Raw genomic sequence first — 25,627 nt, forward strand, 5'->3', positions numbered from 1 at the left:
CAGCTCATTCGTGAGCTGACTTCTTTTGTGTGAGGAGGAACGATATGAACATATTAGACGTCATCCGTGCGGCTCGTTCGATGCACTCAGAGAATCGACCGTTTTTGGTAGCGATTGATGGACTGAGCGGAGCGGGCAAGACAACGCTCGTCTCACATTTGAGCAATGAGCCGAGTGTTTACGTTCTTCACATCGATGACTATATCGTTGAACGGGACAGACGCTATCAGACCGGACAGCCTGAACCGGTGGAGTATTACGCACTTCAATGGGATGTCTCGCGCTTAGAACGTGAACTGTTTCGTCCATTGAGGAATGGGATGACGGAATTGACGTTACCTCGTTACGTGTATGAACGAGATGTCATCGCAGAAGAGATCGTGGACGTATCATTCGCGCATACGGTTGTCGTAGAAGGGATTTTTCTACAACGTCCTGAATGGCGTTCTTATTTCGACTATGTGATTTATCTCGACTGTCCCCGAAAAGTTCGGTACGAGCGAGTTTTGAACCGGGATACATACCTCGGTGATCCGACAACACGGCTTGAGAAATACAAGCGCCGGTACTGGCCAGGAGAAAATTTGTATCTTCGGGACGTCGACCCGAAAAGAGGGGCAGATAGCGTGCTCTGACTGAACGTTTTAACATCTGACGCACGTGTCAGATGTTTTTTGTTTGGAGAAAATTTGAAAAAATGATTGACGTCTTAGTGTATTACGCTAATAATACAGTTAGGAAGTGTATTAACCATGTCATACACTTAGAAAGGTGATGAACATGCAATTCAATACGAGGACACCAGTTTACCTACAAGTCGTCGACTACTTCAAGAAGAAGATGGCACTCGGTAAACTGAAAGCCGGGGATGAAATGCCATCCCGGCGAGAACTAGCGAATGATTTAAAAATTAATCCGAACACCGTTCAAAAAGCGTTCAAAGAAATGGAGGACCAACAATTGATTACGACCGAACGAAATCGACCGAGTCGTGTAACGACAGATGGTACGGTATTGGCACAAATCCGCTCTGAGATTGTAGATGACGCGGTCGCGGTATTTGTGGAAGCGATTCAAGAACTCGACGTCTCGGTAGACGAGCTGGTCGATAAGATTAAACGTCAGTACAAGGAGGGGACGTACGATGATCGAAGTGTTGGGAGTTAAAAAGCGCTATCGCCGGAAACAAGTTATTGAAGACGTTTCGTTCACAGCGAATAAAGGGGAGATTACGTGCCTCATTGGACTAAACGGAACGGGGAAATCGACGTTATTGAAAGGCATCATGGGATTGACACCTTTCGATAAAGGTTCGGTATTGATTGATGGAAAACCAATTGATTTGAATCGTGTCGCCTTTGTCGCCGACCATGCGATGTTCCCAATTCATTTCACGATTGAACAATGTGAGGCGTTTATGAAAGATTTTTATCCGACATTTGATTCGGCATTATTTGCTCGTCTCGTCGAAGATTTTAAATTATTCCCGGAAGATAAGTTGAGCGAGTTATCGAAAGGGACGCTCGCCAAAGCGAATCTTGCGCTCGGCATTGCCCAAGACCCTGATTATCTATTGCTCGATGAGCCGTTCTCAGGAATCGATGTCTTTTCGAAAGAACAGATTGTTGAACTGTTCTCAAGTGAAATCATGGAGAGCCGGGGCGTCCTCATTACGACACATGAAATAGAGGATATCGAGTACTTGATCGACAAGGCAGTCATGTTGAATAACGGACGCATCGTTCGTGAGTTTGACGTCGAGGATGTCCGTTTCATTCACGGGAAGTCAATCGTCGATGTGATGAGAGAGGAGTACGGGGCATGAATCTATTGAAACTATTGAGTTGGGAAGTTGAACGTGTCACGAAACCGTTCTTGACATTAGTCGCAGGTCTTATCGTTATACAGTTTGGATATCTCGGTTACTTTTTATGGGACGAAACAAACTTTTATGAACAGTTGCGACGTGAAGGAAATGCGGACTATCAACTATCATTTTTAAATTACTTAAATGGCACTCCGTATCTTTTATCACTCGGAATTGCCGTTGCTGCCGTGTTGCTGTACAGCGTATGGATCTGGTATCGCGATTTTCAAGGACGAGGGACGTTCATGATGCGACTGCTCACGATGCCACAAAAGCGGATGACCTTGTTCTTCGCTAAACTCGCTACCATTTTAATGATGACGTTAGGGTTATTTGCCATCGAATGGATTGCCCTCAAATTACAGTACATAGCGTTCACGAGTTGGTTTGATGGAAAGATGATACCGATGGGAGGCTCATTCGAGCAAGCTATTTCCTACCATGGGATGTTAATGGTTATGTATCCTTCTTCGCTCATCAACTTTGTCATTCATCAATTGATAATCACGATTGCTGTGCTCTTCATCTTCACATTCGTGTTGATTGAACGAAGTTTCTGGCAACGGACGATGTGGTCACCGGTACTTAGCTTGTCGATTCTAGTTGTCATCTTGACCATTCCAATTTTAGGATACGCGTTCCTGTCGAATCGACTAATTTATGATGAGACGATCGTGTACGTCGGTATGGTATTGGTCGTATGGGCAAGTGTGACGATTTGGCTAGGTCGAAGATTTTTACAGACGAAACTGAATGTGTGAGGTGAGAAAATGAAACGAATGTGGAATGTGGCCGCGCTCGGTGCGGTCATCGTGATTGGGCTTGGGACGTTTGCCGTTGATGCGACGGAACCGAAAGCAGAATGGGCGCTAGACGTCAGTTCGAATCCATCAGTGTGGGAAGACGCAGTGGTAGAGATTGGTTATAGCAGAGAGGATGATGTTGAACAGTGGTTTGAAGTGACCGCTAATGAAAGTCGCATCACGTCAAACTTGAACTATATAGCTGAGGGACTGCGATATCGGCAACGTTTGAATGGAGATGCGCGTTCCATCCATCGAATCATGAATGGATGGACGTATGCCCAATCGATTCGGACAGAAGACGGATATATCGGGGTCGGTCAGGATGGCATGAAAGAGCTCATCGTGTTTAAACAAGAAGATGGAGAAAAATTATCAACGTTTTCATTCGATGCCAGTGATTCAAAAATATACGACATCGTGAACGGGGTGTGGGCAGGCGCATTTCTGAATGATGGCCAGTTAAACTTAGTCTATCGAGATGGATATGACGGTGAAGAAAAAACAATGCTCGCTACGTTTAATGAAGCGATGAATGAGGTGACCGTCAAAGAATTGAGCATGGATAAAGGATTTATCACCCATGTCATCAATACGAATCGATTTTACGTTACTGATTTATTTTCACAGATGGCAGAAACACGGTACATCCCTGTCGGTGTCAGCTCGTACGAAGTGATCCGAGAAGGGGAAGAGGAAATCAATGTTGAGGATCCGAATCCAGGACTCTTCGCTTACGATACAAAAACGGGTAAAGTTGTTCAATTGGCTGAAGGTCAGGACTTTTGGGATTATACAGTGTCGGGTCACAACCTGTTCGCCTTAAATGAGGATGGCGAGGAAGTCGTCATCGACTTGAACACCGGGAAACAAACGACCCGGGAAGTTCTTGATTCAGTGGATCACGCCTTCTATGAAAATGGTCGCCTGTACCAAACGCGCCAAGCGAAAGGCGGTGTCGTCATCGATGTATATGAGGATGGGAAACAAATCTCGAGTGCGGCAATCACGCCTGAAAATGAAGAAGCGCGTGATATGCTCAAACAGATTGACGTATATGTCAGATAAAAATATAAAAGATGGGTCCATCCAAAATATAAGTCAGAGTTATTATGAATGATGATTGCTACGATAACGTTATAACGATGAAAATGACTCATCTACTGCCTAAGCGGACATAGTTGTCCGTTTTTTTGTTTTGCACAACTCTAAATATAGACATATGTCTTGCCCCTTAGAACATCTTTTTCGGGCTTACATTCCAAATTTCAGTATGTTAATTTGCGAGTGAATGGGAGGTTATATAAATGAAAAATTCGACTAAAGAGTGGATTTATATCCTGCTCCTCGCAGCCATTACTGTTATACACTTTTTTGTGGATGGCTTGTCTGAGAATAGTAAAGCGGTTATAACCATTGTAATTTTTCTAATCGCTGTAGTGCTTAAGTTTGTAGTAAAAACGAAGGAGGATTAACTTGTCTATAAAATCGAAAGTCATATCAGTTATGATGGTGATGATACTTGTTTTGTCTACCTCATTTATACCAGGAGATTCAGCTAGCGCTGCTGAAGATTTGAATGAACAGGACTTACAGTTAATTGAGATCCTAACTGCAATCGAGAATATGCCGGATGAAGTGATTATGCAGGGCGAGGAAGCCATTAAAATATACCTTGAGAATGAAGTAAGTTTCACACTTGATTTGGATGAAAGACAAGATTTAGCGGGTGTTCGAAAGGCTAGTATAGGTTCAATTGCAGGTTGTGTAGGAGCCGTTGGAACTGCAATCGTCATCAATTTTACTCCAGCGAAAATCCTGAAAATCAAATCTGCCTTGAAATCTGTCGGTGGTGCTACGAAGTTTGTTAAAGCAATCAAACCATACTATCAGATGTCACGAGAAGATAAATTAAGTAAGACAGCGTCACTCAAACAAGCTGTTCGACTCGCCGCTAAAGATGCAGGACCAGATGCGCGCGAAGCCTTGCTAGACCTCTTCGGTGTTTCATCTGTGATTGGATCATGTTCAGCAGCCTTTGGAAAATAAAAAAACTCCGATGGATTTCGGAGTTTTATAAAACTTGAGCGGGTCTTGGTATACCCGCTCTTTTTAGTAGCGTTGGAATACTGAACTTGTGCCGATCAACATGGTGAGGGGATGATTGCATGCTGATCCTGCTTTTTTTACTTAGTCGGTTTCGGTATGATGACGCCTTCTTCTAAATCAAGCAACAAGTCAATCAGTTCCGCGCAGAACTCTGGGAACTGCTCCAAAAAGGCACCGGGACCGACTTCATCTGTAAAGTCGATATACAGATCGGCGACATTCCCAGACATCTTCGCAGGTAAGGCGAGAAACGCCGAACCGAAACGCCAACTGCCTCGGATATCGAGTAGCTTCCCGAGAATGAGGTCGCCGGTCTCACGTTCTTCTGGTAACTGAACAGCGTATGTCTCTTTTGACTCCCAGTCTTTCAACTGACCGTCTTCTGTGACTTCAAAGATGCTACAACGCGGGACAGCTAGTCCACGGAGTGCGTGATAGAGGGCAGGGGACATGTCGCTCTTATGGTCGGCCAAGTAGCGACCATGGGGTGTCATCCCATCCTCATCCGTCTCAAAGAAGACGGCCCAATCGATGAAGAGGTCACGAAAGAGTTCGGCATCTTTTAAGTGCCATGTCCCTTCCGATGCAATCTCTTGAATATAGTTCGTCCACTGTGTGCTTCGCGCAAGAGCCGCTTGCTCATACAACTTTTTCAGTTCGGCAAGCAATTCGGACTCTTCGACGAGCAAAGGGAAGGGAATTACTTTCCGGTCTTTTTTCATCGGCGCGGTCCTCGCTTGTTCGCAGGACGTTTGACGACAGGAGGCTTCTCCTCAATCCGTTTCTCAATCACGTCACCGCGATAGATTTCGAGCTCTTTCAACTCGACACCGAGTTGACGCGCGAACGATTTCAAGTGCGGCAGGTCATCCGTCGTCACGAGGGAAAGGACAGTGCCTCCCGCGTTACCGCGAGCGGTACGGCCGGAACGGTGAATGAAGTCATCGATTGATTCCGGTAAGTCGAAATGGACGACGTGTGTCACGTCTTCAATATCGAGACCGCGTGCAGCGAGACCGGTCGTGATGAGGAGCGGGTATTCGCCTTTGCGGAATTCGCGTAGCGTCTCGACGCGTTCGCGCTTCCCTTTCAAGCTGTCGAGCATCCGGTAGTTCACTTTCAACTTTTCAAGTTCTCCGCGAAGCGGTGGCAAGAACGAGCGGTTGTTGATGAAGGCGAGTGCCTTCACACCGTCGACGTGTGAAAGACGACGAAGAAGTTCCGGTTTATACCGGCGCGTCGTCAACAGATAGCCGTACGTCACTTGATCGCTTACGGCACGTTCGATTTTGATATGAGCCGGTTCGTTCATGAATGGTGACGCCCACTCTTGGAGTGAGTCGGTGAGTGTTGCCGAGACGAGTGCAAGCTGACGCTCGTGCGCGGTATGCTTGATGATTCGTTCTGCGGCCTCTGTCAAACCGCTGTCGATGATTTGGTCGGCCTCATCTAAAATGACGGTATGTGTTTCGTGGAGCTTCAGTTTTTTCTTGTCGATCAACTCGACGAGACGACCCGGCGTCCCAACGATCAAGTGAGGTTTTTTCTTGATTCGGTCGATTTGACGTTTCAATTCGACACCGCCGATGAACGAACCGATGCGGACGTCGGCTTTTTCGGTGAAACGTTGTGCGACTTGTTGAATCTGCATGACAAGTTCACGGGTCGGGGCGACGACAACGACTTGGATGCGGTCATTCGACGGATCAATCTTTTCAATGGCTGGAAGGAGGTAGGCGAGTGTCTTACCCGTTCCGGTTGGTGCCTCGATTGTCACGTCTTTTCCATCTAATAGTAGGGGAAACGCTTCTTTTTGGACCGGCATCGGCTCATTGAAGCCCATCCGTTCCCACGTTTCGTTAATAAAAGGTTTTGTAAAATTCATATTCGGTCTCCTTATCTTTAGGCAAAAACAAAGGAAGCGACAGCGCTCCCTCGTCAAATATAGCGAACATGCTCCTGACCATCTTCCATGGAAGAACGTAACGTCTGTGTATACGTCTGACCGTCTTCGATGAGTTGGATGTGGGCGTCTGCACCTTCTGCTGTCAATTCAACTTTCTCAATCGTGAATCCTTGATAAACGCGATACTGTAACTCGGCCGTCATGTTCTCGAACGGTTTCAGTTCCGGATGTGTCGTAATGACATGGATTGGACGCGACAAAAGTGCGGCGAGTAGCTGGTCGCGATAATCAATAAAATCTTCGTTCTCGATGTCATCGTCGAAGCGGATCCAAAACCCTCCGTCTTCAAATTCTGTGATAAATCCGTCACGCTTTTCGCCGGCCTCATCGACCTTTAATGAGATGCGATCGCCAACCTGAAAGGCGTGATTTGCTGTTAATGGTTCATACGTCATGAGTAGAACCCCTTCCTCTTATACAATGTTCTGCCTTCATTGTGTCTGATACGACACAAAAATTCAAGTTCTAACCGAGTGATGTGAGATTAATCACCTTAATAACTGTATAGTTCGTCACAGAACAATCAAATTAGTACAGATGATAGGTAAACCTTATCTAATTAGGGATCATCTGTTTCAAACTATATAAACTAGCAGATATAACAGTTTGTAAAACGCTTTCAAAAACGGCTATTTCATCACGTTCATAAGATTGTTACAAGTTTCACAAGAATGTAAAACATATTGTTCACGTTTTCACGTACACTCACAGTATAGATAACACGCAGTTACTTTCGAGAATGAGGAGTGAATCAACATGGCAACCGAAATCAAATCCGCATGGTCAGGTTTTGTCCCTGGTCAGTGGACGAATGAAGTAAATGTCAGTGAGTTTATCCGTTTGAACCGTCATGAGTACACAGGAGACGATGCGTTTTTAGCAGGTCCGACCGAAGCGACAAATGTTCTTTGGAATCGTGTGATGGAACTAACAAAAGAAGAGCGTGAACGTGGAGGCGTCTGGGACGTCGATCAACACACACCATCGACCATCGTATCGCATGGACCAGGTTACTTAAACAAAGAGTTAGAGAAAGTCGTTGGCGTTCAGACGGATGAACCGTTCAAACGTTCGATTCACCCGAATGGCGGCATTCGTATGGTCGATGCGGCACTCGAATCATATGGTTTCGAGCCAGACGAAGAAATCACAAAAATTTACTCAGAGATTCGTAAAACACATAACCAAGGTGTCTTCGATGCCTATACGCCTGAAATGCGGGCCGCTCGTAAATCAGGGATCATCACGGGGCTTCCAGATGCTTACGGTCGTGGACGCATCATCGGTGACTATCGTCGCGTCGCTCTCTATGGAATTGACTTCTTGATGGCAGAACGTAAAAAGGATTTAGCGAAACGCGGCGGGTTCTTATCTGAGTCTGACATCCGCGATCGGGAAGAACTGAATGAACAACTTCGTGCCCTCCAAGAACTTAAACAACTCGGAGCTGCATATGGATTTGACCTCGGTCGTCCTGCGGAAAATACGCAAGAAGCATATCAATGGGTATACTTGGCGTATCTTGCTGCCATCAAAGAACAAAACGGTGCCGCGATGTCACTCGGTCGCGTCTCGACCTTCCTTGACGTATACGCTGAACGTGACCTTGAAACGGGTCGCTTAACAGAATCAGACGTCCAAGAAATCGTTGACCACTTCATCATGAAACTTCGAATCGTCAAATTCTTACGGACACCGGACTACAATGAATTATTCTCAGGTGACCCGACTTGGGTGACAGAATCAATCGGTGGGATGAGTCAAGACGGTCGCTCGAACGTCACGAAGAGTTCATTCCGGTTCTTGCATTCACTCACGAACCTCGGACCAGCTCCAGAACCAAACTTGACGGTCCTTTGGTCGACGAAACTTCCAGAAGGATTCAAACAATACTGTGCGAAAATGTCGATTGAAACTTCGGCTATTCAATATGAGAACGATGACTTGATGATGCCACAATTCGGTGATGACTACGGCATCGCATGTTGTGTGTCACCGATGAAGATCGGGAAACAAATGCAGTTCTTCGGTGCGCGTGCCAACATGGCGAAGGCTCTCCTTTATAGCATGAACGGCGGTCGTGACGAGAAGAGCGGTGCTCAAATCGCTCCAGTTTGGGAAATGAACACAGAAGACGTGCTTACGTACGAAAAAGTATATGCCGACTTTGACCGGACGCTCGACTGGTTGGCAGAGCTATACGTGAATACGCTCAACGTCATTCACTTCATGCACGATAAATATGCGTATGAACGAATCGAAATGGCGCTTCACGATCCTGAAATCTTACGGACGATGGCTTGTGGGATCGCGGGTCTCTCGGTAACGGCGGATAGTCTTTCAGCAATCAAATACGCAAACGTCAAACCGATCCGTAATGAAGAAGGAATCATCGTCGACTTCGAAACAGAAGGGGACTTCCCGAAATTCGGAAACAATGATGACCGTGTCGATGCAATCGCCGTCGAACTCGTCGAATCATTCATGGAGAAAGTACGGAAACATAAAACATATCGTGACGCACTTCATACGCAATCGGTCCTCACGATCACATCGAACGTCGTCTACGGTAAGAAAACAGGAAATACGCCAGACGGTCGTCGTGCGGGTGAACCATTCGCTCCAGGTGCCAACCCAATGCATGGACGGGATACAAAAGGTGCGGCTGCATCGCTCTCATCTGTTGCGAAACTTCCATTTGAACACGCACAAGACGGAATCTCTTACACGTTCTCAATCGTACCGAAAGCACTCGGAAAAGAAGAAATCGCACGCGAACTCAACTTGGCGGCGCTTCTCGATGGGTACATGAGCGGAGAGCACAAAGGACATCACTTGAACGTTAACGTCTTCAACCGCGAGACGCTTCTCGACGCAATGGAACATCCAGAAGAATATCCACAACTCACAATCCGTGTATCAGGATATGCGGTCAACTTCATCAAGTTGACACGTGAGCAACAGATCGACGTCATCAACCGTACGTTCCATGGTTCGTTGTAAATAAAGGCTTAGCGGCCTTCTACGGAGGGCCGCTCATTCGTTAGGAGGTCATTTCGATGACAATGGGATATGTACATTCGGTCGAATCATTTGGAACAGTTGACGGCCCTGGTATTCGCTTTATCGTCTTTTTACAAGGTTGTGCGTTACGTTGCCTCTATTGCCATAATGCAGATACGTGGGATTTCAAAAAGAATAATCACCGCTCGGCTGAAGACGTCATTCAAGAGGCGCTCAGCTACCGTCCGTTCATGGACGCATCGAAAGGCGGCATCACGATTTCTGGTGGCGACCCACTCGCGCAACCTGAATTTTTAGAGGCGCTGCTGCGTGAAGCGAAAAAGCATGGGCTTCATACGACACTTGATACGTCTGGTGCGCTCCGACCTCCTAATTTGGATGCGATTTTAGATCACACCGATCTTGTCTTGCTCGATATCAAGCATATCGACGACGACATGTGTAAAAAGCTAACGGGACGTAGCAATGCCAACACGCTCGCGCTTGCCGAACACCTTTCCGAGCGCGGAACGAAAATGTGGATTCGCCACGTCCTTGTACCTGGATGGACGCTCGAAGAAGGTGCGCTTCGTCGCACGGCCGCGTTCATTCAAAAGCTAGACCATGTCGAGAAAGTCGAGATTTTGCCTTATCATGAGATGGGCGTCTACAAATGGGAGGCGCTCGGACTCGATTATCCGCTTAAAGGCACGAAGCCCCCGACATCCGATGAAGTCGAATGGGCAGAAGGGATTTTGCAGGGAACCGTATAAAAAAGCAAGCGCAGGCCGATGTGGTCTGCGCTTGCTTTACGTTACACTCGCTTTTTCTTCTTTTCTAGGACGCGGGCATGTTCTGCCTGTTTTTTCTCCATATAGAGAAGCTCTCGCTCAAGTTTGAAGTAGCTCGCATAGCGTTTCGCATCTAGCGTACCGCTCGTGAGTGCCTCTTGGACGGCACAGCCCGGTTCTTTCTGATGTGAGCAGTCGCGGAAGCGGCATGTCTCGGCAAGTGCTTCGATATCGCGAAACGTCTCATCGAGGTGCTCGCTTCCTTCCCATAGTCCGAATTCTCGCATCCCTGGTGTATCGATGACGTATAAGTCGTCGATTCTGAACAGTTCGCGGTGTGTCGTCGTATGTTTTCCGCGCTCGTCCTGCGCCCGGACGGCTTGTGTGACGGCAAGTGTCTCGTGGGCGAGGGCGTTCGTCAGCGTAGATTTTCCGACGCCGGACGAACCGACGAAGGCGATTGTGCTCTCACTCGGCAATGCGTGACGAAGTTCAGCCACACCTTTTCCCGTTACAGCACTGACGGGGAATACTTGAATTCCAGGTGCGTTCACTTGAATGTCTTCGAGCAATGTGTCGACGGAGTCGACTTGATCGGTCTTTGTCAAGACGATGATTGGGATTGCCCCGGTGTCCCAAGCGGCTAGCGTATAGCGTTCTAGGCGACGAATGTTGAAGTCGTGTCCACACGCCATCGTAATCAAGACGTAGTCGACGTTCGCGCAGATCAGTTGTTCACGTGTCTCGTTGCCGGCGGCCGCTCGTGAAAGAACGGTCCGACGCTCAAGGAGATGGTGAATCGTACCTTGACCATGCTCGCGAACTTGAATCGTGACATAATCGCCGATGACCGGGTAATCCCGTTCGCTCGTCGCGGCATGTCGAAATTTTCCGGAAACCCCGCACATATAGGCGTTTTCTCCGATTGATACCGTATAAAGATGTTGGAACTGTGCCGTGACACGTCCCGTTTCAGTTTGTTGATTCAAAAAGAATCCTCCTTTTAGTGATGGAGGACGACAGCCCTCCGATTTGCTGACATTTGGTTACGTGCATGCATCATGTTGCTCATAAAACATCATCCTTTCGTTGTTCGATAGCATTAGTGTACCACAGTTATTGGAAACGGTACCATCTCAGTCTAAAGACCGAGGTGAAACAAGCCTTCCGCTCGTCGACCTATGTCAAATAACGTATTATGATAAGAGTGTACTTAACAAGGAGGGATGACAGATGAATCACCAAGTGAAAAAGGTGTTGTTCATCGTGGCCGCGATCGCTCTAGTGCTCGTGTTGATCGGTTCTTTACCGAATATGATTTTATTCGGATTAGGAGCGCTCTTGACGCTTTGGGCTGGAGTCCGTTTTCAGGCTGTGACACACATCGGTGCTAAAGTTGGTTTCGGGATCCTTGCCGTCATTGGGATTGGGACGATGCTCTCAAACATTTGGGCGCTCGTCGGAATCATTGTCGCGTGGTTGTTGTTTAAAGGGTATATGATGTATACAAGTGAAAAACGCGACCCGGATGTCGAGATTTTAAATGCAGACGGAACGCGTGCCGGCCGGAGCAGCTTCCAGCAGTTTGATCAAGTGTGGCAAAAATTTGTTAATCGTCGTTGAGATTTCATAAGGAGGATTCACCATGAAGACACCGTTTGATCAGTTTCGTGAATTAGCGAATGAATTGACGAAAGAAATTTCGAAAGAAGTGAAGAAGTATCAGGATAAAGAGATGCCACGTTCAAGTGGAGAAGCGGAATTGAACCGTCATATCCGTGGAGCGGAGAAGGAAGCGTTGTCGGTTGAACGACTCGTGGAACGTCAACGTACATTGCTTGCAGAACTTGCTGAAAAACGTGATGATGCCAAGAAGATGGCAGATAAACGATATGAGCAAACAGAACTGGCGAAACAAGCCGGGGAAGAAAAGTTGGCAGAACGTGCGGCACTCGAATCCAAACATTACGGGGAACAGTACCGTTACTTTGAAGGATTGATTGACGAAGGTGAGCGCGAGTTAGATACATTAGAGCGTCGTGCGCTCGAGATGAAACTCAAACTCGATGAGATGCAAAATAAACGTTATGAGTTTGCGATGCGCGAAAACCTAGACTTGTTAAAAGGGGCACTCGACCAAATCTTTGGTCAAAATACGTCTCAGTCGCATCCATTCACTGAGGAAGAAAAGAAAGAACAACCTGCCGAAGAGAAGCAAGACACGCAGGAAGATGAAGATGATTTTGAAGCAAAATTGAAAGAACTGGAGCGTCGCTTTAAACAAGAGTGAGGCGATGGTTCGGCGATGACCTGAACAAGGTCATCGCTTTCTTTGCTTCATACATATGAACAGAAAGGGGGAATGGACATGGAACGTTGGAACACACGTCAAATCATTGGATTTATGATTATCTTATTTTCAGTCGGACTCTTCATCGATATCGTGACGGGTGGGAATAGCGTCTTATTCAGCATGATCCTCCCGCTGCTTCTCCTCTACATCGGTCGACGGTTCAGTCGTCGGGGGAAGCAGTCTGCTAGCTATATTTTTTACGCAATTGGGGGAATCCTCTTGATTGGCTTGATTTTCTCATCTGCGGCATTCGGATTCGTGCTCTCCGGACTCCTCCTGTTATTCGGCTATCGACTCTATAAGAATCGACCGGTCGAATCGAAAATCCGGACACCCCTTCGTCAAGAACAAGCCTTCTCATTTGGGATGAAGGAATCGGGGCACTATGTGTTACGTGATACGAATGAGTTCTTTTTACTACGGGACGTTGAGATGGATTTGTCACAAGCCATCATTCCGGAAGGAGAGACGTTCTTACTCCTCAATGGACTTGCGGGAGACATTCGAATTCTCATTCCTGCGGGATATGACTATTCGATTGACGCATCGATCGGGTTCGGTAAAGTGCAGGTCGATGACTCGAACTATTCGCCGGTGTTCAATCGTCGCTTCTATACAGCGTCTGATGATTATGTCCAGGCTACACGAAAAGTCCGGATTCATATCGTGCTCATGAGCGGAAGTGTCGAGGTGATGACGGTATGAAAAAAGATTCTTATCCACGAACGGTCGTCTGGCATCAACTGTTTAGTAGCTTGTTGACGGCTTTCTTGATTACTGTAGCGTTTCTCATAGGTGACTCGACTTCATTGAGCGATTTATTTTCGCGTGAAGAAGGGTTGCCTTTCGGTGTGTCCATTCTAGTGATTGCCGTCTTGATCGGAAGTATCTTTGGCGTCGGTTCGTATTTTTATTTGCGCCGAGACTTTCGGGAAGTCGCCAATGCCCTTTGGAAACTGGAGAACCAAAAAGACATCACCTTCCGCCCGATGTCCCCATACCGAGATACACTCGAACGAATCGTCCGCGTATCGAAACAGCGCCAAGAGATGGTCGAGATGGCGAAGCGAGTCGGTGAGCGTCCGGTCAGTGTGGAAGAGGCGCGGAGTGAGGCCGTCGTCGAAGAAAGACGTCGCGTCGCACGAGAACTTCATGATTCGGTGAGTCAACAGCTCTATGCCATCTCGATGATGACGACAGCGGTCAAACAGACGATGCAGACGAAACCAGAACTCGCGAGTAAACAAATGGAACAAGTCGAGCTCATGGCGCAGACCGCACAGGCAGAGATGCGTTCGTTGCTGTTACAACTTCGGCCGGTCGAACTAGAAGGCATGACACTAAAGACGGGAATTGAACGCTTGTTAGAAGAACTGTCTCGTAAACAATCGACCGAGCTCGTCTGGCGTTTAGAGGAAGTGAAGCTCTCCCGGCACACTGAAAATGAACTGTTTCGGATTGTTCAGGAAGCGATTAGTAACACGTTACGACACGCCAAAGCGACTCGTTTAGAAATCGAGATGCGAACCGTGCAACAGACGGTCATCTTAAAGATTAACGATGACGGAATCGGATTTAATGTGGACGATACACAAGTCGCCTCATATGGATTACAATCGATAAGAGAGCGTACGGCAGAAGTCGGTGGAACGTTGCGATTGGTCAGTGTGCCGAATGTCGGGACACAAATTGAAGTACGTGTGAAACAACAAGTGGAGGGGTAATGATGATTCGAGTTGTATTAATTGATGATCATGAAATGGTTCGGGCGGGCGTATCTGCCTTTTTATCGACACAACCGGACATCGAAGTCGTCGGCGAAGCATCGGACGGAGCAACGGGAGCCGAGCTTGCGATTGCGGAGAAGCCGGACGTTGTCCTTATGGACTTGGTGATGGAGCCCGTTGACGGAGTCGAATCGACGAAACGAATTAAAGCAAGTTGGAAAGAAGCGAAGATTTTGGTCGTGACGAGTTTCTTGGATGATGAGAAAGTGTATCCCGTCATCGAAGCCGGTGCGATGAGCTATGTCCTCAAGACAGCGAATGCAAATGAAATCGCAGATGCGATTCGTCAAACCGCTGCCGGCAATCCGGTCATGGCCGCCCAGGTAACAGGAAAGATGCTCGAACGACTGCGTCATCCGGAAATGACACTTCATGAGAGTCTCACTGCCCGTGAACGAGAAATCTTGCAACTGATGGCGGAAGGCAAGTCGAATCAAGTGATTGCGGACGAATTGTTCATCTCACTCAAAACAGTGAAGACACACGTGTCGAACATCTTGACGAAGCTTGACGTCTATGACCGGACCCAGGCAGTCGTCTATGCGTTCCAACATAACTTGGTCAGTAAAGGATGAACCGTCTCCCTGTGATTGAAACGGAGCGCCTCCGACTGCGACCTCTCCAAATGGAGGACGGTCCGCACGTATTCGCCATCTTTTCAGATGAACACGTGCTACGCCACTACGGAATGGAGCCACATCGGACGTTAGAAGAAACGGAACAGATGCTGACGCATATGCTCGCACAAATCGAAACAGGTGCGATCATCCGTTTTGCCATCGAGCATCGCGAATCCAACGTATTAATCGGAACAATCGGGTTTCACAATCGGGCACCGTCGCATCGGCGTGCCGAGATCGGTTATGAACTCAAACTGGAGTATTGGCGTTCGGGTTATGCGACCGAAGCCCTTCACGCAGCGCTTCAGTTTGCCGTGACGTGTGAAATTGAACGGGTCGGTGCCATCGTCTACGTCGAGAATCTTGCATCCCAACGCATGTTGGAGAAGAATGGATTCGTTCAAGAAGGTCGACTACATAACTATATGCGTCAGCGTGGACAATCTCATGATGTGTATGTCTATAGCTATATGACCCATCAGTCAGTCTGAGCACACCGTTTCTACGGTGTGCTTTTTTCGTTTGTAAGAGAAATAAAATGGGAACCAACTAGAAGTGAGTCAATCAAAGGAGGATGATGAGATGAAAGCAGCATATATCGAACAGTATGGCGGGTCGGATGAGTTCAAAGTAGGGAAACTTGAACAACCGGCAATCGGTGCAGATGACGTATTAATTGAAGTTCATGCCGCAAGCGTCAATCCGGTCGATTGGAAGCTCCGTGAAGGATACTTGAAAGAAATGCTCCATTACGAGATGCCGCTCGTTATCGGGTGGGATGTATCGGGTGTCATCAAAGAAGTTGGGGCGAATGTGACCGAATTGAAGGTTGGAGATGAAGTGTTTAGCCGACCAGAAATCGCGCGCCAAGGCACATATGCCGAGTACGTCGCAGTCGATTCCCATCTTGTCGTCAAAAAACCAGCTTCGCTTAGTTTTGAGGAGGCCGCTTCACTGCCGCTCGTCGCGCATACGGCATGGCAAGTCATGTTCGAAGTGATGGATGCCAAACCGGGTGGTCGAATCTTCATCGGAGCCGGTTCAGGTGGTGTCGGAACGGTAGCCATCCAGCTCGCGAAAGCACACGGTTTGTATGTCGTCACATCGACAAGCACGCCGAACGTAGATTGGGTCAAAAAACTTGGAGCCGACGAGGTCATCGACTATAAACAACAAGACCCGGCAGATACTGTCCGCGATATTGATTTCGTATTCGATACGATGGGGGGCGACGGGCAGAGCAAACTCTACCAAATGCTTAAAGAGAATGGGATGCTCGTCTCCATCTCCACACCACCAAATGAAGAGGAAGCCAAACAGGCGAAGGTCCGTGCCGAGTACGTCTTCATGCAACCAACGGGGGAGCGTTTGAAAAAAATTGCGGAAGCTGTTGAAAAAGGCGAACTGAAACCTGTGATTGACCGGGTCTTTGATTTAGAAGATACGAAACTTGCTCATGACTATGGAGAAGAAGGGCATGCCAAAGGCAAAATCATCATCAAAGTGAAATAATCAAAAGAGATGGATTTCCGGAACAAATATCGGAAATCCATCTCTTGTTCATTTCATTTGATAGGCTACCTTATGTGGAGGTCAGCCTTTTTTCTGTGCTTGTATTTGTTCATCGATTTCTGATAGGTAGGTCCAACGTTCCATCTTCGCATCGAGTGTTTCTTTCAGTTCTGCAATCGTCGCATACAACTCATTGACTTTACCAAGGTCACTGCCCGCTGATGCAAGCGTCGCTTCCTGCGCTTCAATCTGTTCTTCAAGTGCGGCGATGTCTTCTTCGATCGTGTCCCATTCCTTCTGTTCTTTGAAGGTGAATTTCACGACTTCAGACTTCACGCGTTCCTTTTTCTCTTTAGGTTCTTTCTCTTTCTTCACTTGACGAACCTCTTCTTGACGCATGGCCAAATAGTCACTATATTCTGCGTGATACACCTGGATGACCCCATCTTCGAAAGCGATCAACTGTCCGGCGATCCGGTCTAAGAAATAGCGGTCGTGACTGACGGCGATGACTGTACCTGGGAAGGACTCCAAATAGTCTTCTAAAACAGACAACGTTTCCGTGTCCAAATCGTTCGTCGGTTCATCAAGGAATAAGACGTTCGGTTCATCCATGAGAATTCGAAGCAGGACGAGACGCCGTTTTTCGCCACCAGATAGCTTCGCAATTGGTTTATATTGCGCGTCCGGTGAGAAAAGGAAACGTTCGAGCATTTGCCCCGCCGTGATGACCTCGCCGTCCGGCGTGTGGATGACTTTGGCGATGCGTTCGATCTCATCGATGACCCGTCGTGACTCGTCTTCAAATTCGACTTGTTGTCCGTAGTAGCCTAAATGAACGGTTTCTCCGTGCACAATCGTACCGTTTATCGGTTCTAGGCGCTTGGCGAGCAAGTTCATGAGCGTTGATTTCCCACTCCCGTTCGGGCCGACGATCCCGTAGCGTTCACGGCGACCGAAAATCCAATTGAACTGCCGAATGAGAAGGGAGTCATCGTATCCGAAAGATAAATCTTCGACTTCGATGACCTTTTTACCAAGTCGGCGAGATCCGACCGAGACGTCGAGCGTCTCGTCTTCCGCTAAGCTCTCTTGATGTTTCAAGTCTTCGACACGTTGAATGCGTGCCTTTTGTTTGGTTGTCCGGGCTTTCGCGCCACGACGCAACCAAGCGAGTTCGCGACGTAATATATTTTGTCGTTTCTGTTCCATCGATTGTGCCCGAGCTTTTCGCTCGGCACGCTTCTCGAGAAAGAGTTCATAGTTCCCGTTATAGAAGTAACTCGTTCCATCCGCAATCTCCAAAATGTGATTCGTGACACGATTCAAGAAATAGCGGTCGTGGGTGATGAGCAGGATCGCTCCCCGGTAATCGGCAAGCATCGTTTCGAGCCATGCGATTGTATCGGCATCCAGTTCGTTCGTCGGCTCATCTAAGAGCAATAAGTCCGCTTCATCGAGTAACGCTGCGGCGAGCGCGACTCGCTTTTGTTGCCCCCCAGACAAGGCGTTCACATCGATTGACACGTCAGGAAGACCGAGCCGGTTTAAAATCGACTTCAGTTTTGCTTCCGTTTCCCAAGCGTCTGCGGCATCGACGGCCTGTTGGGCTTTCATGAAGCGTTCAAGTAACTGCTCACTTGTCGGGTTCGCTTCGAGTGCTTGTCTGGCGCGCTCGAACTGTTTCAACGCTTGAACGGAAGGAGTATCACTTGTGAATAAAGCGTCAAGGATCGTTTGTCCTTCGTCGAATTGAACCGTTTGAGTCAAGTAGCGAATCCGATAATCGTTCGGATGTTGCATCGTGCCTCGATCTGCTGTCTCGGTACCGGCGATGATTTTCATGAACGTCGATTTCCCCGAACCGTTCACGCCGATAATCCCGATACGGTCTCCGGGATGGATTGTCATCGTCACATCATCAAATAAGACTTTGTCGGCAAACTCTTTATGAATGCCTTCAATCATTAATAAACTCATGCGTTCTCTCCTTCAAGCTGTTGACGAATGGCCGCCTCGACCGTTGCTGCGATTTCCTTGTTCGGCAAATCAGCCGGATCAATCGCAGGTAGGAACGTGACATCGACCGTTGCCGGGGTGATTCGATTTTTGGCTTCTAACAATCTATAACTGCCTTGAATCGCGACTGGAACGATTTTCGCACCACTTGAGGTGGCGAGCGTCAAACTTCCGGCTTTAAACTCCTTCATCGGTCCACCTTTTGAGCGTGTGCCTTCTGGGAAGACAATCATTGATTGACCGGATTGAATTGTTTCGACGCCGGAACGAATGGCTTGAATCGATTGACGACGGTCACTCCGGTCGATGAAGATACACCCCATCAATTCCATCCAACGTGGAATAATCGGGAATTTTTGAACCTCGATTTTCGAGATAAACGCTTTCGGTCGTTTCGTGGCGGTCAACATAATCGGGACATCGAAGTTTCCTTGGTGGTTCGACACGTAGACGACGGGTTCATCCGGAATCTGGTCTTGACCGTGGACACGGATGTCTGCACCCGCAATCTTCAGTAGAAACTGTGCCCATTTATAAGCGATATCTTGTACGTAACGGTAACGCTTTGGCGTTTCGATTTTTTTCGCCTTCTGTAAAAACGGGACGGTGATCGGTAATACGGCAAAAAATGAGAAAAACCATACAGCTGTTCGAATCATTCTATTCTCTCCTCTCATGATGACAACAAGAAAGAGTCTTCTTCTCTTGACGAGAATCCGACCCTTCGGCATGAATCCTTATTCCCAAAAGCGAGAATCGCTCTCTTCTTCCTCTTCTTCGAGCTCGAACGTAATGCGTTTATTCACAGGATCGACGACGAAATAGGCGCCGTCTTGCTCGATACTTTTGATTTGCATGGCCTGATCACTTCCGATTTCGAGAGTGAGACGGATTCGGTTGTCATCATCGACAAGCAAAATACCGTCCTCTTTTAACCAAAGCTCCATGACAGGTGAATAACGAAGTAGCCATTCATTCGATAACGGGATTTCATTCATACGGTTATGTGCCTCCTGCGATTATAAATCCATTGTACGATGTCTGTTCCTACATAGGATACCAAATGTGGCGAGGGAAGACGAGCGTTATGTAGAGCGTTTTCGAGTCGTGGAGTGCATTCTGTCGACGACTCGTTTGATCCGTTTCTGGTTCCGTCTTTCTACAAAATACTCATTTGCCTGCATGAAGAGTTGTTTGAAGGAAGAGAGTCCCATCGCAATTAGAACGGCAAATAAAAATGTTCCGATTGGATCTTTGTACAATTCGGTCTGGAACAAAAAAGCAAGTCCTACGATTGATAAAATGGACGTGAGAAAATAAAAAATCATAGCGGAGTCTCCTTTTCTTAAAGGTATGAAAGAAAAAGGCATGGTCTTTTAATCGTATTCGACTTTTTGAAGGGAAATCCTGTTATGTATTGCAAAGAAAAAAACGCCTTCAGTGGGCTGAATGGCGTTTACTCTTGAGTCATGTAAGTCGAGGATGACGATACATTCGTGTCGACACCGTTTGAGAAAATAAAACTGAGAGATGCGAGTAATGCGAAAAAGGCGACAAGCAATCCTTTTGTAAAACGCTTTGCAAAAGAACGAGACTGTATATCAAACATTTATTATCCCCCGATCAATCCTAAATGAAACCTTATCTATACTGGACACTTCCTATATAATAACGTTTTCAAAAAAAGGATACTAGCAGAAAAAAACACGTTCACAAAATTGTCACAAAATTTTAATAAATCATGTAAGTTCTGTAAACAATCATGATTTCAACAGTCTCAAAACACGTTCACATTTTCGACACATTTATTCAAAATGTTGAAAGAGAACATGATATGATTAGGAACGTGTGTAGATAGGTATACTGACAGTAATAGCTTAGAAAAGGATGTGGGTGTAATGGCATTGCGCGCAGGAGAAGTAGTAGATTTAGTCGCGGAACGTTCTGCTGATTTTGGAGTATTCATTAGTAACGGCCGCGAAGAGGTGCTCCTTCACCGTAAAGAACAAACAGAAGAAGTGACAATCGGTCAAACGGTTCGTGTCTTCTTATATCATGATTCAGAAGGACGTCTCGCATCAACGATGACGATTCCGACCGTTTCATTTGATGAGTATGAATGGTTTGAAGTGACTGGCGTTCGGTATAACACAGGGGTCTTCGTGAATATCGGAATTCAAAAGGACGTTCTCGTTTCGATGGATGACTTACCGGAGAACCGATCATATTGGCCACAAACGGGCGATCAATTGTGTATTCGATTGAAGTATGACCAAAAAGGACGTTTGCTTGGGGACCCTGCACCATATGCGTTCTTGAACTTGTTGGCACGACCGTCGAAAGAAGAATGGAACAACCAGGACGTGCAGGCCATCGTCGTCAATAAACGCGAAGTGGGCGTCAACGTATGGGTCGAAGGGGAATCACTCGGTTTCTTGCATGAGGCTGAGATGACGCGTTGGCCACGTCTCGGAGAACAGTTGACCGTCCGTGTGACGCAGGTCAAACAAGACGGTACGGTCCTCGTTTCGATGAAGCCACGTGCCTATGAGGCGATTGATGGTGATGCGGCGAGCATCCTCTCGTATATTGAAGAACGTGGTGGCCAAATGCCATACGGTGATAAGACATCACCTGACGTCATCGACCGTGAATTCGGAATGAGTAAAGCAGCATTTAAACGAGCGCTTGGAAAACTGTTGAAAGACAAGCAAGTTGAAAAGCTCGACAACGGCTATAAATTGAAATAAGATAACTCATGTTCAGGTGACATGAAAGTTTAAAAATGTATTTCTTTCATTTTAGGAAGAAATACGTTATAGTTAATAAAGTTGACTATGAGGAAACATTGAGAAAACGTCTGTAGATCTGTCAAACTGAACTCAGACGTTTTTTGTATGAACAAAGGAGAATATAATTTGACAAAATTTCAAGACTTACAATTAAGTGAAGCATTAGTAAAAGGTGTACACAAAATGGGCTTCGAGGAAGCTACACCGATCCAAGCTGAGACAATTCCTGTCGCACTCACGGGAGTGGACGTATTAGGACAAGCACAAACAGGTACAGGGAAAACAGCAGCTTTCGGTATTCCGACAATTGAGCGAATCGATTCAAAGGCGCGTCAAGTCCAAGCACTCGTTCTTGCACCGACACGTGAACTTGCGATTCAAGTTGCAGAAGAATTAAACAAAATCGGTGAAACGAAGCGCGTATACGCACTTCCAGTATACGGTGGTCAACAAATCGACCGTCAGATCCGTGGTTTGAAAAAGAACCCGCAAATTGTCGTAGCGACACCAGGACGTCTCATGGACCACATGAAACGTAAGACAATCAAACTCGATGACATTCAAACAGTCATCTTGGATGAAGCAGATGAAATGCTCAATATGGGCTTCGTTGAAGATATCGAAACGATTTTGGCTGGTCTTCCTGAAGAGCGCCAAACGCTTCTCTTCTCAGCGACAATGCCACCACAAATCAAAAAGATTGCTGAGCGCTTCATGAAGTCGCCGACAATCATCAAAGTGAAAGCGAAAGAAATGACAGTTGAGAACATCAACCAACAATTCCTCGAATTGCGTGAAGGTCAAAAATTCGATACACTTTGCCGTTTGATCGACATCGATTCACCAGAACTCAGCATCATCTTCGCTCGTACGAAGAAACGTGTAGATGAAGTGACAGAAGCCCTCATCAAACGCGGATACACTGCAGACGGTCTTCACGGAGACTTAACGCAATCGAAACGTGACCAAGTCATTCGTCGTTTCAAAAACGGAACAATCGATATCTTGGTAGCGACTGACGTAGCTGCACGTGGACTTGATATTTCAGGTGTCACACACGTTTACAACTTCGATGTACCACAAGACCCAGAGAGCTACGTACACCGCATTGGTCGTACAGGCCGTGCAGGTAAGACAGGTACAGCCCTCACGTTCATCACGCCACGTGAATTTGGACAAGTGAAGGCAATCGAGCGTGTGACAAACAAGAAGATGAACCGTCGTCACGTACCGACAATCGCGGAAGTACTTGAAGGAAATCAAAAGCAAGCAGCTGAAGAGTTGATCGAACGCGTTCAAGCGGGCGACTTCAAAGCTTACACGCAACTTGCGACAGAGCTTCTTGAAGAGTACGAAGCAGTTGAAATTCTCGCTGCTGCCCTTCGTGGATTGACGAAAGAGCCAGATTCAACACCTGTTGAAATCTCGTACGCTGAACCAGTTCGTGTGAAACGCCAAGGTGGCCGTGGTGGCGATCGCGGTGGATACCGTGGTCGTAACGACCGTCGTGGCGGTGGCGGTGGCGGTGGCCGTGGTGGCGATCGTCGTGGTGGACGCGGTGGCGAACGTCGTGATGGACGCAGTGGAGACCGTAAAGGATCATTCCGTGGTGACGATCGTCGTCGCTCGGATGACCGTGGTCCACGCCGTCCGCGTGACTAATCATCGTGAAATGCCGCATTTCCCTAAGTGGATTTGCGGCATTTTTTATTGTGTCGTGCTACACTAGTTGAGTAGAGATAGAAGGATGAGGTGTCAACGGATGGTGGAATTAAGTTTCGGTCTCCTTGTGCTGCTTGGTTGTGTAATCGCACTCAAACCAATCGTGTCAAAGACAGACCGTCCTAACTTTCGTTATATCCCCGTGGCGACATTGTTATTTGGAGCGATGATTTTTTTAGTGTTAGCCATTGGAGTAGGCGGAAAGATGGGCATTGCATATGGCGTGGTGAGTATCGCCTATTTTATTGCTTGTTTCGGTGCCTATATGTATGTACACACGCGAACGAGCTGATTGTAGCTCGTTTTCGCATTTAACGAAGAGGTGATGAATTGTGGATGCGGTAGAAGTGATGGTCCATCCTGAAGAAGTGATGGTGACGTATGAACCAATCCTTGGAGCGGCGACGTTTCAAGTGGAAGGATATATGGTACATGGACGATTCCGAGGCGAATCATTGACACCGTTTTTTTATGATGATGACGTTCCCCTCGAGTATCAATTAGACATCGCCCAACGAATGGAGCAACTCGCGGCAGCGCAACTTCGTGACGTCAAACCATTCGTCACGTTCAGATGCCGGTCGGAATGGATTCTCGAAGAAGGGGGAGAAGCCTTTTTAGCCCCACTACGCGAATTGAATTTTCCGTTACACCGTATTTATGTGACCTTACAAGGGACGGACTTAGTCGACGTCCCGCGATTGTCACGTGTCATTCAATACTATCGGTCCTATGGATTGAAAATTGCATTAGACTTTGCCGAATCCACGAGTATCGAAGACATCATGACGCTTGCGCCAGAATTATTGCTCGTCGACCTTGGCACGATGGTCGAGAAAAAGACGTTATCGGTCACCTATCCGAACATGCTTCAGACGATGGAGTATATTGCTTCGAAGCTTGGTGCACCGCTTCTTTACAAATCCATCAACCACATCGGACAGCTTCGTTACGCGTGGCAGCACGGTGGTCGGTATTACATGGGTGGCCTACTAGGCTTGGAAGATGAGATTCCCCAACGAGAAATCAAAGGTATGGGTGTGTTGGCACAAGAAGTGCCTTCCTTCTTTTTACATGACCAGAAACGATTGAATCGCTTGTACGAGCTTGAATTTGAGTTACATCGCCGCATTGGTGAACTAGTTCAATCCGGAAAATGGTCGAGAGACAAGAAAGACGAGTGGATTCAATTCATCGCCCCAAAACTGGAAGAGGTGTTTGTTCGTTATTATATAACGGATAAGACAGGTTTCCAGACGAGTGCGAACGTTTACTGCGTGAATGGAGAATGGCGTGTCGATAATACGTATCGAGGCTATAACTGGAGTTTCCGACCGTATTTCATTCAGACGATGGCGGCGATGGATGTTCGAGGGCGTGGCTATTTATCGGGAGACTATCGTGATTTCAGTTCAAACGAAGTGACGCGAACCTTTAGCTATCCGTTACCGGACGGCATGTTCTTATTTGCCGACATATCCGAGGAGTATTTATATCAAAACCGATTATTGGATTGAAAGGAAGATGGACGATGCTAGATTATGATTACGATGCACTGCGCGAAATCGGGCGAATCGTCGCACTTGCGCGAGATGAGATGGCGAAAGCCGTCAAGCCCGGTATGACGACAAAAGAATTAGATGCGATCGGGCAACGTATTTTAGAAGATGAAGGTGCAGCTTCTGCACCGATTACGATGTACGAATTTCCAGGTTACACATGTATCTCGCTCAATGACGTTGCTGCCCATGGTATTCCGGGAGATGAAGTCATTCAAGAGGGCGATATCGTCAATGTCGACGTCTCCGCTGTGAAGGATGGATATTATGCCGATACGGGACGTACAGTGATTGCGGGGGCGGCGAAGTCACCCCAGCACGAACGTTTGGTCGAAGTATCCTTGACTTCATTAGAAGCGGGACTCAGCAAGGTCAAGGCGGGTGTGAAAGTCAATCAGATCGGGAAAGCAATTTACGCTGACGCGAGAAAGAATGGATTCACGGTCATCCGGAACTTGGCCGGACACGGTCTCGGTCGGACATTGCACGGGGAGCCAGAGACGATCTCGAACTATTATAGTCGAGAAGAAAATCAGTTATTAAAAGCCGGGCAAGTGATTGCTGTTGAGACGTTCATCTCGACAAAGGATGAAATCGTCTATCAATCGGAAGAGGATGGTTGGACGCTCTTCACTCCGAACAAGAGTCTTGTTTCGCAGTTCGAGCATACAGTTGTTGTCACAGAAGATGGATATGAAGTGTTAACGGGATCGTTCCGTTAACG

At 47.2% G+C, this 25,627-nt stretch carries 28 protein-coding genes; 20 read left to right on the plus strand and 8 right to left on the minus strand.

Translation table 11 applies throughout. The annotated features are described in order from the left end of the window. Window positions 1-44 precede the first annotated feature (44 nt). From Q9R25_RS12795 to Q9R25_RS12820, 6 genes are all read left to right on the plus strand, one after another. Window positions 45-635 (plus strand): kinase, encoded by a 591-nt coding sequence (locus tag Q9R25_RS12795; protein WP_214691481.1) that lies wholly within the window; start codon window positions 45-47, stop codon window positions 633-635. Window positions 636-774: 139 nt separating this feature from the next. Beyond that, complete coding sequence (locus Q9R25_RS12800) at window positions 775-1,167, plus strand: GntR family transcriptional regulator (protein ID WP_074037745.1); 393 nt, start codon at window positions 775-777, stop codon at window positions 1,165-1,167. Next, window positions 1,145-1,825 carry an ATP-binding cassette domain-containing protein gene (locus tag Q9R25_RS12805; protein ID WP_074037744.1) on the plus strand — a complete coding sequence of 227 codons (681 nt, stop codon included), beginning with the start codon at window positions 1,145-1,147 and terminating at the stop codon, window positions 1,823-1,825. The genes Q9R25_RS12800 and Q9R25_RS12805 overlap by 23 nt, the downstream gene beginning before the upstream one ends. Further along, window positions 1,822-2,628 (plus strand): hypothetical protein, encoded by an 807-nt coding sequence (locus Q9R25_RS12810; protein WP_159563558.1) that lies wholly within the window; start codon window positions 1,822-1,824, stop codon window positions 2,626-2,628. The genes Q9R25_RS12805 and Q9R25_RS12810 overlap by 4 nt, the downstream gene beginning before the upstream one ends. A 9-nt stretch (window positions 2,629-2,637) precedes the next feature. Further along, window positions 2,638-3,738: a hypothetical protein gene (locus Q9R25_RS12815; RefSeq protein WP_311283245.1), complete on the plus strand. Its 1,101-nt coding sequence runs from the start codon at window positions 2,638-2,640 to the stop codon at window positions 3,736-3,738. A gap of 408 nt (window positions 3,739-4,146) precedes the next feature. Continuing rightward, window positions 4,147-4,719, plus strand: coding sequence for a hypothetical protein (locus Q9R25_RS12820; protein ID WP_084543114.1), 573 nt, complete (start codon window positions 4,147-4,149; stop codon window positions 4,717-4,719). A gap of 137 nt (window positions 4,720-4,856) precedes the next feature. Here Q9R25_RS12820 and Q9R25_RS12825 read toward each other — a convergent pair whose 3' ends face one another. The 3 genes from Q9R25_RS12825 to Q9R25_RS12835 are packed head-to-tail and all read right to left on the minus strand — an operon-like array spanning window position 4,857 to window position 7,140. Further along, entirely contained in the window at window positions 4,857-5,501 is a 645-nt protein-coding gene (locus Q9R25_RS12825; protein ID WP_196431564.1) for a hypothetical protein, read from the minus strand. Beyond that, window positions 5,498-6,664, minus strand: coding sequence for a DEAD/DEAH box helicase (locus Q9R25_RS12830; protein ID WP_214691483.1), 1,167 nt, complete (start codon window positions 6,662-6,664; stop codon window positions 5,498-5,500). Before Q9R25_RS12830 ends, Q9R25_RS12825 begins: the two co-directional genes overlap by 4 nt. 53 nt (window positions 6,665-6,717) lie before the next feature. Beyond that, entirely contained in the window at window positions 6,718-7,140 is a 423-nt protein-coding gene (locus Q9R25_RS12835) for a hypothetical protein (protein ID WP_015880830.1), read from the minus strand. 361 nt (window positions 7,141-7,501) lie between these two features. Between Q9R25_RS12835 and pflB the strand changes: the two genes are divergently transcribed. Then, entirely contained in the window at window positions 7,502-9,748 is a 2,247-nt protein-coding gene (gene pflB / locus Q9R25_RS12840) for a formate C-acetyltransferase (RefSeq protein WP_214691484.1), read from the plus strand. A gap of 56 nt (window positions 9,749-9,804) precedes the next feature. Next, window positions 9,805-10,521 (plus strand): pyruvate formate-lyase-activating protein, encoded by a 717-nt coding sequence (gene pflA, locus Q9R25_RS12845; protein ID WP_074037738.1) that lies wholly within the window; start codon window positions 9,805-9,807, stop codon window positions 10,519-10,521. 41 nt (window positions 10,522-10,562) lie between these two features. Here pflA and rsgA read toward each other — a convergent pair whose 3' ends face one another. Then, on the minus strand, window positions 10,563-11,528 hold the full coding sequence (rsgA, locus tag Q9R25_RS12850; RefSeq protein WP_214691485.1) for a ribosome small subunit-dependent GTPase A: 966 nt from the start codon (window positions 11,526-11,528) through the stop codon (window positions 10,563-10,565). A 244-nt stretch (window positions 11,529-11,772) separates the two neighbouring features. On the opposite strand from rsgA, the gene Q9R25_RS12855 reads away from it, so the two are divergent. The 7 genes from Q9R25_RS12855 to Q9R25_RS12885 all read left to right on the plus strand — a co-directional run bounded on the left by Q9R25_RS12855 (window position 11,773) and on the right by Q9R25_RS12885 (window position 16,811). After that, window positions 11,773-12,162, plus strand: a complete 390-nt coding sequence (locus Q9R25_RS12855) for a lmo0954 family membrane protein (protein ID WP_031421063.1) — start codon at window positions 11,773-11,775, stop codon at window positions 12,160-12,162. A 22-nt stretch (window positions 12,163-12,184) separates the two neighbouring features. Further along, on the plus strand, window positions 12,185-12,829 hold the full coding sequence (locus Q9R25_RS12860) for a PspA/IM30 family protein (protein WP_074037735.1): 645 nt from the start codon (window positions 12,185-12,187) through the stop codon (window positions 12,827-12,829). A gap of 78 nt (window positions 12,830-12,907) precedes the next feature. Beyond that, the gene (gene liaF / locus Q9R25_RS12865) at window positions 12,908-13,597 is read left to right on the plus strand and encodes a cell wall-active antibiotics response protein LiaF (RefSeq protein ID WP_015880836.1); all 690 of its coding nucleotides are present in this window, start codon (window positions 12,908-12,910) and stop codon (window positions 13,595-13,597) included. Further along, window positions 13,594-14,616 (plus strand): sensor histidine kinase, encoded by a 1,023-nt coding sequence (locus Q9R25_RS12870; RefSeq protein ID WP_074037734.1) that lies wholly within the window; start codon window positions 13,594-13,596, stop codon window positions 14,614-14,616. Before liaF ends, Q9R25_RS12870 begins: the two co-directional genes overlap by 4 nt. A 2-nt stretch (window positions 14,617-14,618) precedes the next feature. Continuing rightward, the gene (locus tag Q9R25_RS12875; protein ID WP_015880838.1) at window positions 14,619-15,254 is read left to right on the plus strand and encodes a response regulator; all 636 of its coding nucleotides are present in this window, start codon (window positions 14,619-14,621) and stop codon (window positions 15,252-15,254) included. Window positions 15,255-15,265: 11 nt separating this feature from the next. Further along, window positions 15,266-15,790, plus strand: coding sequence for a GNAT family N-acetyltransferase (locus tag Q9R25_RS12880; RefSeq protein WP_311283246.1), 525 nt, complete (start codon window positions 15,266-15,268; stop codon window positions 15,788-15,790). A 91-nt stretch (window positions 15,791-15,881) separates the two neighbouring features. After that, window positions 15,882-16,811 (plus strand): NADP-dependent oxidoreductase, encoded by a 930-nt coding sequence (locus tag Q9R25_RS12885; RefSeq protein WP_214691486.1) that lies wholly within the window; start codon window positions 15,882-15,884, stop codon window positions 16,809-16,811. Window positions 16,812-16,892: 81 nt separating this feature from the next. On the opposite strand, the gene Q9R25_RS12890 is transcribed toward Q9R25_RS12885, so the two are convergent. The 4 genes from Q9R25_RS12890 to Q9R25_RS12905 form a co-directional block, all read right to left on the minus strand. Further along, window positions 16,893-18,791 carry an ABC-F family ATP-binding cassette domain-containing protein gene (locus Q9R25_RS12890; protein WP_311283247.1) on the minus strand — a complete coding sequence of 633 codons (1,899 nt, stop codon included), beginning with the start codon at window positions 18,789-18,791 and terminating at the stop codon, window positions 16,893-16,895. Next, window positions 18,788-19,489 carry a lysophospholipid acyltransferase family protein gene (locus Q9R25_RS12895; RefSeq protein ID WP_159563566.1) on the minus strand — a complete coding sequence of 234 codons (702 nt, stop codon included), beginning with the start codon at window positions 19,487-19,489 and terminating at the stop codon, window positions 18,788-18,790. The genes Q9R25_RS12890 and Q9R25_RS12895 overlap by 4 nt, the downstream gene beginning before the upstream one ends. A gap of 78 nt (window positions 19,490-19,567) precedes the next feature. Then, window positions 19,568-19,828: a hypothetical protein gene (locus tag Q9R25_RS12900; protein ID WP_015880843.1), complete on the minus strand. Its 261-nt coding sequence runs from the start codon at window positions 19,826-19,828 to the stop codon at window positions 19,568-19,570. Between the two features lie 87 nt (window positions 19,829-19,915). Further along, entirely contained in the window at window positions 19,916-20,158 is a 243-nt protein-coding gene (locus tag Q9R25_RS12905) for a hypothetical protein (protein WP_074037731.1), read from the minus strand. Window positions 20,159-20,728: 570 nt separating this feature from the next. On the opposite strand from Q9R25_RS12905, the gene Q9R25_RS12910 reads away from it, so the two are divergent. The 5 genes from Q9R25_RS12910 (at window position 20,729) to map (ending at window position 25,625) form a co-directional block, all read left to right on the plus strand. After that, complete coding sequence (locus Q9R25_RS12910; protein ID WP_074037730.1) at window positions 20,729-21,580, plus strand: CvfB family protein; 852 nt, start codon at window positions 20,729-20,731, stop codon at window positions 21,578-21,580. 168 nt (window positions 21,581-21,748) lie between these two features. After that, on the plus strand, window positions 21,749-23,284 hold the full coding sequence (gene cshA, locus Q9R25_RS12915; RefSeq protein ID WP_311283248.1) for a degradosome RNA helicase CshA: 1,536 nt from the start codon (window positions 21,749-21,751) through the stop codon (window positions 23,282-23,284). Between the two features lie 100 nt (window positions 23,285-23,384). After that, window positions 23,385-23,636, plus strand: coding sequence for a hypothetical protein (locus Q9R25_RS12920; protein WP_015880847.1), 252 nt, complete (start codon window positions 23,385-23,387; stop codon window positions 23,634-23,636). A gap of 40 nt (window positions 23,637-23,676) precedes the next feature. Continuing rightward, the gene (locus Q9R25_RS12925; protein WP_074037729.1) at window positions 23,677-24,861 is read left to right on the plus strand and encodes an EAL-associated domain-containing protein; all 1,185 of its coding nucleotides are present in this window, start codon (window positions 23,677-23,679) and stop codon (window positions 24,859-24,861) included. 14 nt (window positions 24,862-24,875) lie between these two features. Beyond that, entirely contained in the window at window positions 24,876-25,625 is a 750-nt protein-coding gene (gene map / locus Q9R25_RS12930) for a type I methionyl aminopeptidase (RefSeq protein WP_074037728.1), read from the plus strand. Window positions 25,626-25,627 lie beyond the last annotated feature (2 nt).

This window comes from Exiguobacterium sp. BG5(2022) (genome assembly GCF_031844365.1).
In the GTDB taxonomy this organism is placed as follows: domain Bacteria; phylum Bacillota; class Bacilli; order Exiguobacteriales; family Exiguobacteriaceae; genus Exiguobacterium; species Exiguobacterium profundum.